The organism is Methylocucumis oryzae (assembly GCF_000963695.1).
GTDB classification, from domain to species: domain Bacteria; phylum Pseudomonadota; class Gammaproteobacteria; order Methylococcales; family Methylomonadaceae; genus Methylovulum; species Methylovulum oryzae.
Map to the genome: position 1 here is coordinate 1 of NZ_LAJX01000038.1, position 9571 is coordinate 9571.

Annotated in this window: 12 protein-coding genes and 2 pseudogenes; 8 read left to right on the plus strand and 6 right to left on the minus strand. The window is 43.3% G+C overall.

The window, feature by feature from the left end:
- The coding region (locus VZ94_RS04635) for a Fic family protein (protein ID WP_045778343.1) at positions 1-787 on the minus strand (787 nt) is incomplete at its 3' end.
- 206 nt (positions 788-993) lie between these two features.
- On the opposite strand from VZ94_RS04635, the gene VZ94_RS31640 reads away from it, so the two are divergent.
- From VZ94_RS31640 to VZ94_RS04650, 4 genes are read left to right on the plus strand one after another with little or no spacing between them, the layout of a single operon-like run.
- The gene (locus VZ94_RS31640; RefSeq protein WP_338040243.1) at positions 994-1185 is read left to right on the plus strand and encodes a hypothetical protein; all 192 of its coding nucleotides are present in this window, start codon (positions 994-996) and stop codon (positions 1183-1185) included.
- 45 nt (positions 1186-1230) lie between these two features.
- Complete coding sequence (locus VZ94_RS04640; protein ID WP_338040244.1) at positions 1231-1713, plus strand: DUF445 domain-containing protein; 483 nt, start codon at positions 1231-1233, stop codon at positions 1711-1713.
- On the plus strand, positions 1713-2480 hold the full coding sequence (locus VZ94_RS04645) for an alpha/beta fold hydrolase (RefSeq protein ID WP_045778344.1): 768 nt from the start codon (positions 1713-1715) through the stop codon (positions 2478-2480). The genes VZ94_RS04640 and VZ94_RS04645 overlap by 1 nt, the downstream gene beginning before the upstream one ends.
- A gap of 3 nt (positions 2481-2483) precedes the next feature.
- Positions 2484-3467: an Rpn family recombination-promoting nuclease/putative transposase gene (locus VZ94_RS04650; RefSeq protein WP_045778345.1), complete on the plus strand. Its 984-nt coding sequence runs from the start codon at positions 2484-2486 to the stop codon at positions 3465-3467.
- A 690-nt stretch (positions 3468-4157) separates the two neighbouring features.
- On the opposite strand, the gene VZ94_RS04660 is transcribed toward VZ94_RS04650, so the two are convergent.
- From VZ94_RS04660 to VZ94_RS04670, 3 genes are read right to left on the minus strand one after another with little or no spacing between them, the layout of a single operon-like run.
- Positions 4158-4421 carry a type 1 glutamine amidotransferase family protein gene (locus tag VZ94_RS04660; RefSeq protein ID WP_045778347.1) on the minus strand — a complete coding sequence of 88 codons (264 nt, stop codon included), beginning with the start codon at positions 4419-4421 and terminating at the stop codon, positions 4158-4160.
- Positions 4396-4773 (minus strand): DJ-1/PfpI family protein, encoded by a 378-nt coding sequence (locus VZ94_RS04665; RefSeq protein WP_045778348.1) that lies wholly within the window; start codon positions 4771-4773, stop codon positions 4396-4398. The genes VZ94_RS04660 and VZ94_RS04665 overlap by 26 nt, the downstream gene beginning before the upstream one ends.
- The gene (locus tag VZ94_RS04670) at positions 4760-5023 is read right to left on the minus strand and encodes a hypothetical protein (protein WP_045778349.1); all 264 of its coding nucleotides are present in this window, start codon (positions 5021-5023) and stop codon (positions 4760-4762) included. The genes VZ94_RS04665 and VZ94_RS04670 overlap by 14 nt, the downstream gene beginning before the upstream one ends.
- Between VZ94_RS04670 and VZ94_RS04675 the strand changes: the two genes are divergently transcribed.
- The 3 genes and pseudogenes from VZ94_RS04675 to aqpZ all read left to right on the plus strand — a co-directional run bounded on the left by VZ94_RS04675 (position 5022) and on the right by aqpZ (position 6931).
- The gene (locus tag VZ94_RS04675) at positions 5022-5210 is read left to right on the plus strand and encodes a hypothetical protein (RefSeq protein WP_045778350.1); all 189 of its coding nucleotides are present in this window, start codon (positions 5022-5024) and stop codon (positions 5208-5210) included. The two genes, VZ94_RS04670 and VZ94_RS04675, sit on opposite strands and share 2 nt — an antisense overlap.
- 147 nt (positions 5211-5357) lie before the next feature.
- On the plus strand, positions 5358-6002 hold the full coding sequence (locus VZ94_RS04680) for a class II aldolase/adducin family protein (RefSeq protein WP_045778351.1): 645 nt from the start codon (positions 5358-5360) through the stop codon (positions 6000-6002).
- 237 nt (positions 6003-6239) lie between these two features.
- Positions 6240-6931, plus strand: a pseudogene (gene aqpZ, locus VZ94_RS04685) (aquaporin Z).
- 39 nt (positions 6932-6970) lie between these two features.
- On the opposite strand, the pseudogene hemF reads toward aqpZ, so the two are convergent.
- Positions 6971-7877 (minus strand): annotated as a pseudogene (gene hemF / locus VZ94_RS04690) (oxygen-dependent coproporphyrinogen oxidase).
- Between the two features lie 382 nt (positions 7878-8259).
- On the opposite strand from hemF, the gene VZ94_RS04695 reads away from it, so the two are divergent.
- Positions 8260-8850, plus strand: a complete 591-nt coding sequence (locus VZ94_RS04695) for a hypothetical protein (RefSeq protein WP_131655467.1) — start codon at positions 8260-8262, stop codon at positions 8848-8850.
- A gap of 71 nt (positions 8851-8921) precedes the next feature.
- On the opposite strand, the gene VZ94_RS04700 is transcribed toward VZ94_RS04695, so the two are convergent.
- The coding region (locus tag VZ94_RS04700) for a sigma 54-interacting transcriptional regulator (protein WP_045778353.1) at positions 8922-9571 on the minus strand (650 nt) is incomplete at its 5' end.

Here is a 9571-nt window from a genome sequence, read left to right on the forward strand (position 1 = left end):
GCGTTATTTCATTGTGCCGGTTAGCTTGTTCAAGCGCGCTATAGTAGGCTTTTTTTTTGTTGCGCTCAATCGTGTAGGCAATCGCGATTAGCGTCGGTTGCCCTAGACATTGAGCCAGGGCTTTTTCGGCCAGCGCCCGACCGATTCGGCCATTGCCGTCCTCAAAAGGATGAATACTGACAAAATAAAGATGGGCAATACCGGCACGCAACAAAGCGGACAGCGGTTTTGTTCCAGTCGGTGCGCTATCATTAAACCAACTAATAAACCGCTCCATCTCAGCCAGCATCTGTGATGAAGGCGGGGCTTCAAAATGTATTTTTGGAGCGTAAATCGCGCCTGAGACAATTTGCATAGGCTCAGTATGTGTCCGGTATCGGCCTATATCATTTAAATCACGTCGGCCATTGGTTAGCATGGTGTGCCACTCAAACAGCTTTGCGTGTGATAGCGGCGCTTCAAAATTCCGGTACAAATCCACCATAACTTCAGCAATACCTTGCTCGGCAGCAGAAATTTTACGATTGTCGCTAACCAAGCCGAATTGACGGAGTATAGAGGATTGAAGACTATCGCGATCCAAATACTCGCCTTCAATTGCCGACGTTTTTAAAGCCTCATTACTAATCAATTCGATGATTAATTGCTGCTTGTCCTCATCCGCCAAATGTTTAAACGCTCCAAACAGCAGCCCAGTACCCATTAGCAGTTGTTTTTCACTTGCTTCAATTTTGGCTGGGTCGTAGCTAAAGTGAGGCCAATAAGCTTGTTGCCAGTTCCACGTCATGAGTTATAGCCCTAATCTTTATAGCTCAATAATAGGCTAATAAATGAGTTATAAAAAGGGCTTTTATGCTACCTAATGTCGCCAATTACCGACGCGATGTTTGCCTCTGTGTGCTATTTCGGTAATAATCACCGGCCTTATTACGAGATATGCTTTGTTTTTAAATGTTTTTTATTCAACTTTTTTTTAGAGACTGTTATTAACCTATGAAAATCGAGTTCAACAAAAGCTTAAATACTAATTTAATTTCTGTTGCTTTCATTATTTTAGGGGTTATCACCTCATCTCAACTGATTAAATCCATTGGCTTTTTCGCATTGTCGGGTGCTATTACCAACTGGTTAGCTATTCACATGTTATTTGAAAAAAAGTGCCGTATTTATACGGCTCAGGCGTAATCCCAGAACGCTTCGAGGATTTTAAAAACTCGATAAAGCGTTTTAATGATGGAGCAATTTTTTACCGAACAACATATTGAACAATTCATTGAACGAGAGGAACAGCAAGGCGGAAAGTTGTTAAATTTAGAGCCGTTACTCAACGCGGTTGATTACGACAAAATTTACGAAAGCTTAGTCTCCTCGATTATGGAATCGTCATTCGGCGCGATGTTATTAATGATGGGCGGCCCTGAAGCCTTAGCCCCGTTAAAAGAGCCGTTTACTGAAAAAATGCGGGTAACTTTAACGGAAATGGTTGATTCTGAAGTGTTTAAAACAGCACTGAGTCACGGCTTAAACGCGCATAAAATCAGTGTCGATATCGTTGATAAAATTGAAGCGGTTATCGATAAACGCTTAGCCGAGCTCACACCGCAAATGGTTAAAGAAATGGTGCAAGCGATAATTCACGAGCATTTAGGCTGGTTAGTGGTCTGGGGTGGTGTATTTGGCGGCATTTTGGGTGCGTTATTCGCGTTTGCTTAATGAGTACAGTAAAACTTGGGTTTACGGCGTATGGCTCGCCAACCGCTAAGCCATTAATCATCTTGCACGGTTTTTTTGCCTCATCCAGAAACTGGCGCTTAATCGCCGAACAACTCGCTAATGACTATTATGTAATAGTGCCAGACTTAAGAAATCATGGTGCTTCACCGCATCATGAGTGCATGGATTATCCCAGTATGAGTGCCGACTTATCAGCACTCATCAATGATTTAGGCTTAGCTGAAACCAGTTTATTAGGCCATAGCATGGGCGGTAAAGTCGCAATGTGGTATGCATTACATCATCCTGAGCGGGTTGCTAAACTACTGATAGCCGATATTTCACCTATCACTTACACACACAGTTTTGCCAAGCTGATTAATGCCTTACATGCTTTACCGCTAGACCGCTTAACTAACCGCAAACAAGCAGAAAACTTTTTGGCCGACGCAATACCCGACTTAAGTTATCGGCAATTTCTGCTACAAAATCTCATCTTAGAAGCGCACCAATACCGCTGGCGCATTAATTTAGAGATATTTCGCGCTAACGCGGATTACATTACAGGATTTCCTGATACCGCTACGGTTAGCGCGTACACTAAACCTGTGTTATTCCTCGCCGGTGCAGCGTCAGACTATGTTAAGCCTGAAAGCTTGCCGCACTTATTCCCAAACGCAGTGATACAAAAAATCCCCGGTGCCGCTCATTGGATACATGTACAGCAACCACGCTTGTTTTTAGCGGAAGTCAGGCGTTTTTTGTAGACTATGAACACCGACCACGCCTATAAACTCTTATTCTCAGAACCTGAACTCATCATCGATTTGTTACAAGGCTTTGTCCATGAGCCGTGGGTACAGGCGCTAGACTTTACGACTTTAGAACGTGTCATTAGCAGTTACGTCTCCGATGACTTACGCCGACGTGAAAACGATGTCATTTGGCGGGTAAAACTGCATGAACACTGGCTTTACGTCTATGTGCTAATCGAATTTCAGTCTAATATCGACCGCTTTATGGCGGTTAGGTTGATGACGTATATCGGTTTACTTTACCAAGACCTGATTAAAACCAAGCAATTCGTTGGCAAAAAACAATTGCCACCGGTTCTACCTATTGTGTTATATAACGGCCAACCCCGCTGGTCAGCGCCGACTGAATTGAAAACCCTGATTGCGCAAGCACCTGATGGCCTTGATGCGTATCTACCTAATCTGCATTACTTGTTACTAGACCAAGGTCGTTACGATTTAACCGAGCTTAAGCCCTTAAAGAATCTAGTGGCGGCGATTTTTAGATTAGAACAGCACACTCAGCCTGACGCCATTTTAGACGTGATTAGCAATCTGGTAGAATGGTTAGCAGCTCCCGAACAAGAGCGCATCCGTCGCAGCTTTAGCGTATGGATTAGCCAGGTGTTAAAACCTCCGATTGATGAACTGCCCTCTGATTTAACCAACTTAGCGGAGATTCAAACCATGTTGTCACAACGCATTGCCCAATGGCAAAAACAATTTAAACAAGAAGGAATCGTCGAAGGCAAAGCTGAAGGTAGGGCGGAAGGAATTGCTGAAGGCGAAGTTAAAGGTCAGGCTAAAACGCTATGCGCATTGATTAACTTTAAATTTGGCGCATTGCCTGACTGGGCAGAACAGCGGGTTTATCTAGCCGATACCACTGAACTTGACGTTTTAACAACGCGCTTACTTAAGGCCGAATCGTTAGAACAATTATTCAATGGATTACAGTAGCTCTCTATACCACGACCGTTAACGCGTATACCAAGCTTTTGTTATTCCTCGCCGGTGCAGCGTCAGACTATATTAATTAAGCCTGACAGCTTCCCGCGCTTATTTCCAAACGCAGTGATACAAAAAATCCCCGGTGCCGCTCACTGGCTATATGCACGGCAACCACGCTTGTTTTTAGCAGAAGTTAGGCGTTTTTTTGTAGACTATGAACACCGACCACGCCTATAAACGCTTATTTTCAGAACCTGAACTTCATCATCGATTTGTTACAAGGCTTTGTCCATGAGCTATGGGTACAGGCACTAGACTTTACGACTTTAGAACGTGTCATTAGCAGTTATGTCTCCGATGACTGACGCCGTCGTGAAAACGATGTCATTTGGTGGGTAAAACTGCATGAAAACTGGCTTTACGTCTATGTGCTAAGCGTTATTTTAACATTCCACGGCACATTCATCGCTTATTTGCATTTTTTAGCTGGTAAGCTGAAATAGAGCTAAAACTGGCCGATTTCTAGGACCTACTGCGAGTTCCTTGCCCAACTTAAACATAGTTGAGCTTGAGATTGCATCGCTCCCTCTGACCAGATAGGCAATGCGATACCGAACCTGGCTGTCCCGTATAGTTACCAACTTAAGACGGAACAGCTCATTCAGAACGTCCTGTCCCGCCATAAGCGTGTAGCCGCAATTATTGAATAGGGATAGCTTTCACGCTGTCGGCGACTGAAAAATAGTCATACAGCTCTTGCAAGGCCTTGTAAACGGCGGGCTCAGTTTTTTCTATGGAACCACCTGCTACTGGAGGCTGAGGATCATATTGCATATCAAGCATGACCCTTGTGTGTAGTCGTTGCCATCGTTTAAGTCGTTGGTAAATACTTTTTTTTACAATCGCCAGCGCCATGTCAATACCCGCCGTATTGCCATTAGCTGTGACAATTTTTGCCGTCAAAAATATAGCGTTGTTCAGGGTGCGGGAGGGCCCCGAAATGACTGAGCAATTCATCTGCCTGATACCAATGACCTGTGGCGTTCTTACCTTTCAGTAGGCCTGTTGCGCCTAAAATCCAGGCGCCATTACAGACACTGGTTGTGTAAATAGTTTTTTTATCAATAGCCTTTATCCAATCGATGACTTTCTTGTCTTTGGCAATATTAATAGGCTCTATCTCACCGCCAGCAATGACTAATACTTCTAAATCCTTGGTGTTAGCAATGGTACGGTCTGCCGTTATTTTAAGCCTACCACTAAGGGTAAGATCTAATTTATATCGACCTTTCTTATTTCTGCTAGCAGAAACCAAAAAAAGGTCTTAAGCCCGCATTGCTAAACACTTGATAAGGCCCCAATGCATCTATGGCGCTAGCTCCATCATAAACTAAGATGCCAATGCCGCCCGATAGATATGTACTTCCGTCATCGGCTAGCGTAGGTCTAAGATCGGGGTTTGAAATCAGGGTTACAAGCTGGTAAGCATCTAAGTGTTGTGCTGCCCAAGCAATAGGCAGCAAACCTAAACTAAAAAAGTAAACAATAAAGGCGCGAATTAACATGGATTTTCCTTTTATTATAGTGAGCAAGTGCAATAATCAATATTGGCACAGCAGCGTTGTAGATGATGATGCAATTATTGGAACAGCAAAAAACAAGCCAAAATTAATTACTAATTTTTCATCAGCATTTGCCGCTTATAGGGCAAACGTTTGGCTTGTATGTGGGATTTGCCCTATTTTTATTTAAGAAATAAGGCATTTGACTTGATTTGAGAGAGGGATGGTCAGCTATATGAATGATATGAAACCAGCAAGTTAGATAAATCTCACCCGTTATACTGTTTTAACAAGCTCATACCACTGCTTAAACATTATTTTTAAACACAGGCATTTTATGCATGAACAAGAAGGCGTCATTAAATATCAACTTAAACACACCCATGCGGTACTCACCAATGATTTACCGCTGGCAGAAATTAATGCTTGGCGCAGCATTTTATATAAATTGCATTTAATAGGCCAAGACCCTTGCCGCTATGGTGGCTTAGGTTATGGCAATTTGAGCCAAAGAATAAATCCTGCAAGCCAGCAATTTATTATCAGTGGCACACAAACAGGCCACTTAGAACACCTAACCCGACACGATTACTGCGTTATCACTAGGGCGTCCCCTGAGAACAATACGATTGATGCTCTAGGTGAATGTCAGCCCTCCTCCGAGGCGCTTACTCATGCCAGCGTATATGCTCAATATGCCTCTATACAGGCCGTTATTCATGTACACAGCCCTGAAATATGGCGGCAAACCCAAGCGCTTAATTTAGCCCATACGGCTGCCACTATTCCTTATGGCACCCCCGAAATGGCAGAGGCGGTTGCCCGATTATTACAAGACCCATTGACGAAACAGTCAGCATTATTCACCATGCTAGGGCATGAAGATGGTGTGATTAGCTTTGGTAATAGTCTTGCCGAAGCCGGGCGCGTGCTTATTAATGTTTTGGTGCGCGCATTAATGATTGCTAGTCCACTTGCATAACAGGTGTTTAAACAAAATAATTACTTACCATAAAAGTTAGTTTAAAAACCAGCAAGACAAATGAAACGCGCAATAAGATATTGTATTTGTTATTTTTTCAACTATGATTGCTAGTGATGGTTAGTTTTTTATAGCCATCCAATAGATTAAAACCCAATGTGTTAAAACAAAAAATACATCACATAATCGTCAGAAAAGTTAGGCGCTGACGTCAAAAATAAAACACGGGAGAAAACAATGAATAAATATGCTGCGGAGTTTATAGGAACTTTTTGGTTGGTATTAGGTGGCTGTGGTAGTGCTGTACTCGCCGCTGCATTTCCAGAAGTCGGTATTGGCTTGCACGGTGTCTCATTAGCGTTTGGCTTAACAGTACTTACCATGGCGTATGCTATTGGTCATATATCAGGCTGTCATTTAAATCCTGCCGTCTCTGTAGGCTCTGGGCCGGTGGGCGTTTTCCTGCGAACCAGTTATTGCCGTATATCGCGGCCCAGGTTATCGGTGCTATTGTTGCTGGCGGGGTGTTATTTCTGATCGCCAGCGGTAAACCTGGCTTTGATTTGGCCGCAGGCTTTGCCTCTAATGGTTATGGCGAGCATTCACCAGGTGGTTATAGTTTGGTTTCGGCTTTAGTCACAGAAGTCGTCATGACGATGATGTTTCTATTAGTAATTTTAGGTGCAACCGATCAGAGAGCGCCCGCAGGTTTTGCACCTATCGCAATTGGCTTATGCCTAACCTTAATTCACTTAATCTCTATTCCTGTGACTAACACGTCAGTCAATCCAGCGCGCAGCACAGGTGTTGCAGTGTTTGCCGGTGATTGGGCGTTGATACAATTGTGGTTGTTTTGGGTAGCCCCTATTGTGGGTGCGTTACTCGGTGCCTTTATTTATCGCTTTATAGGTGAAGAAACTCAGGTTTAAAAACTAAGGGGGCGACCATGTGCGCCCCCTGACTTTCGGTTAAATCCAATCTTGGGGTTTTAAATAACGCTCATATAACAAACGCTTCTGGCGTACCTGGCTCCGGCTGCCAGTTATAACGCCAATGTGCGACAGGCGGTAGCGACATTAAAATTGATTCCGTTCGGCCACCTGACTGTAAACCAAATATCGTGCCACGGTCATAGATCAAATTGAATTCAACATAGCGTCCGCGTCTATATAATTGAAACTCGCGTTCACGTTCGCCATAAGGTGTGTCTTTACGTCTCTGCACAATAGGTAAGTACGCATCAATATAAGCGTTACCTACGCTTTGCATAAACGCAAAACACGTATCAAAATCCCAGTCATTTAAATCATCAAAAAATAAACCGCCAACGCCTCGCGTTTCATTTCTGTGTTTTAAAAAGAAATAGTCATCACACCATTTTTTATAATTCGCATAGACTTCAGGACCAAACGGCTCGCACGCCGCTCGTGCTGTGTTATGCCACTCAATCACATCTTCGTGAAACGGATAGTAAGGCGTTAAATCAAAACCGCCGCCAAACCACCATACCGACGCTTCACCGGGTTGCTCGGCGAGAAAAAAGCGCACGTTAGCATGTGACGTCGGCACATAAGGATTGTTCGGGTGAATCACCAGAGACACCCCCGTCGCTTGAAATTGCTTATTGGCTAATTCAGGTCGTTTAGCCGTCGCTGCCGGTGGCAAACTGACCCCAGACACCGAGGAAAAGTTAACGCCGCCTTGTTCAAAGACAACGCCATTCGATAAAACGCGCGTTCGACCGCCACCGCCTTCGGCACGCTCCCAGCAATCCTCTTTAAATCTAGCTTCTGGTTCTTGCGACTCTAGCGCAGAACAAATTCTATCTTGTAAATCCAGTAAATAATTTTTAACCGCTATTAAGTCATGACTCATCTTTCTTATTCTCGTGGTTTGGGTGTTAACAAAGGCGAATGCTATCAGTTTTTACAAAAATTTCCTTAGAAAAAATATGGTTATTCCAGATGTCGTTATTTCCCGACAGTATGAAACACTGAAAATGCCTGAGAATGCGCTGAAAATCTAACATCGATGTTGGCCTAGACCGACAGGTCAACTAATCGGGTGATTTGCGACAAAAATAATATGTTATTGATAATTAAACTATTTATAGGTTTGGCACAGCTTCTGCATTAGTCAAGACAAGAACGAAAACTTAGTTTTCTTCTTAGCGGTACCGTTAATCCAACCGCACTTTTAACTACAAAGGCGCTAAAGCCGATTGTTAACTTTAATTATTAATCACGAGGACATTAAAATGAACACATTCACTTCAAGCAAAAAAGCAATTTTAGCCGTAGCATCGTTAATGGCGTTAACCGCCCCGCTCTTTCCGAGCGTTGCTCATGCTATTCCTACTGGACTTTATTACATGGTCAGTCCGGTTTCCTGTGTACCCGCTAGCGCCACTGACGCAGGTAAAGTCAGCTTGGTTAATGGTGCTTGGACATTTAAGAACAATCAAACCGGTACAGCTAATTTAAACTGCCCTATCAGTTTTTCCGGCAATACGGACACGATAGATACCGTTATTTTGTCATTCCGCGATGATTGGTTAGGTAATAGACCTTACTCAGTTGGAGAAGAATACGGTTACGTTCAAGCCGACTTAATGTTTCGTAACCGGTCTTCTGCGGGAGCAACTAAAGTATTACCGATTAATCCAGCAAGCTCCTATGCCGAAAGTGATGCCAACTACGGCTATTTTGTGTTAAGTCATGAAGGGCAACCGTTGTTATCCCAACACCCAGCTCTAGGAAACATTTACTATTTAAACGTGAAAATGCATAGACCTGTCAACAATGCGAATTGGAATGTCGCTTTTACTGGATTTGAAATAAGATTTTAATCTTGTCGTGGCAACACTAACTTCCTTAAGTTGGCTCAGGACGGGGCGCTTACGCGCTCCGTCTTGTCATGTTAATTTTGCTTAAATTGCGCGGGTTCTAACCCATGACGGCGCAACAAATTATAAAATTCACTGCGATTCCGCTTGGCTATACGGGCGGCATGCGTCACATTACCTTGCGTTGTTTTCATTAAACGCACTAAATAATCACGCTCAAACTGCAATTTTGCCTCATCTAATGAGGTATTGGTTGCGCTGGTATTCTGTAATGCGCGTTTGATTAACGTAGCGGATACAATTTCGGTGGTCGCAAAGGCGACAGCTTTTTCGATAACATTGCGTAATTGCCGCACGTTGCCTGGCCAATCACTTTCTAACAATAACGCCATAGCATCAGGTGCTATATTGTTTAGGTTTTTTTGATATTTTTCTGCCAACTGCTTTAAGAAATGCCTGGCCAATAAAGGTATATCGTCGATTCGCTCATTCAGCGATGGCAACTCTAAACAAACCACATTCAACCGATAATATAAATCTTCTCGAAACAAACCCTCGGCAATAGCCTTAGTCAAGTTACGGTGTGTTGCAGCAATAATGCGCACATTCACCGGTATCGATTTAACGCTACCTACCGGTTTAACTTCTCGCTCTTGTAAGACTCTAAGCAATTTGACTTGTAATGGCATCGGCATATCACCGATTTCATCCAAAAAAACACTAC

Bases quoted from the DNA above. Each gene is read 5' to 3' on its own strand.
- VZ94_RS31640 (WP_338040243.1), top strand. From the start codon at position 994: ATGAAAATCGAGTTCAACAAAAGCTTAAATACTAATTTAATTTCTGTT.
- VZ94_RS04680 (WP_045778351.1), top strand. From the start codon at position 5,358: ATGCATGAACAAGAAGGCGTCATTAAATATCAACTTAAACACACCCAT.
- VZ94_RS04675 (WP_045778350.1), top strand. From the start codon at position 5,022: ATGGATTTTCCTTTTATTATAGTGAGCAAGTGCAATAATCAATATTGG.
- VZ94_RS04670 (WP_045778349.1), bottom strand. From the start codon at position 5,023: ATGTTAATTCGCGCCTTTATTGTTTACTTTTTTAGTTTAGGTTTGCTG.
- VZ94_RS04640 (WP_338040244.1), top strand. From the start codon at position 1,231: ATGATGGAGCAATTTTTTACCGAACAACATATTGAACAATTCATTGAA.
- VZ94_RS04695 (WP_131655467.1), top strand. From the start codon at position 8,260: ATGAACACATTCACTTCAAGCAAAAAAGCAATTTTAGCCGTAGCATCG.
- VZ94_RS04650 (WP_045778345.1), top strand. From the start codon at position 2,484: ATGAACACCGACCACGCCTATAAACTCTTATTCTCAGAACCTGAACTC.
- VZ94_RS04645 (WP_045778344.1), top strand. From the start codon at position 1,713: ATGAGTACAGTAAAACTTGGGTTTACGGCGTATGGCTCGCCAACCGCT.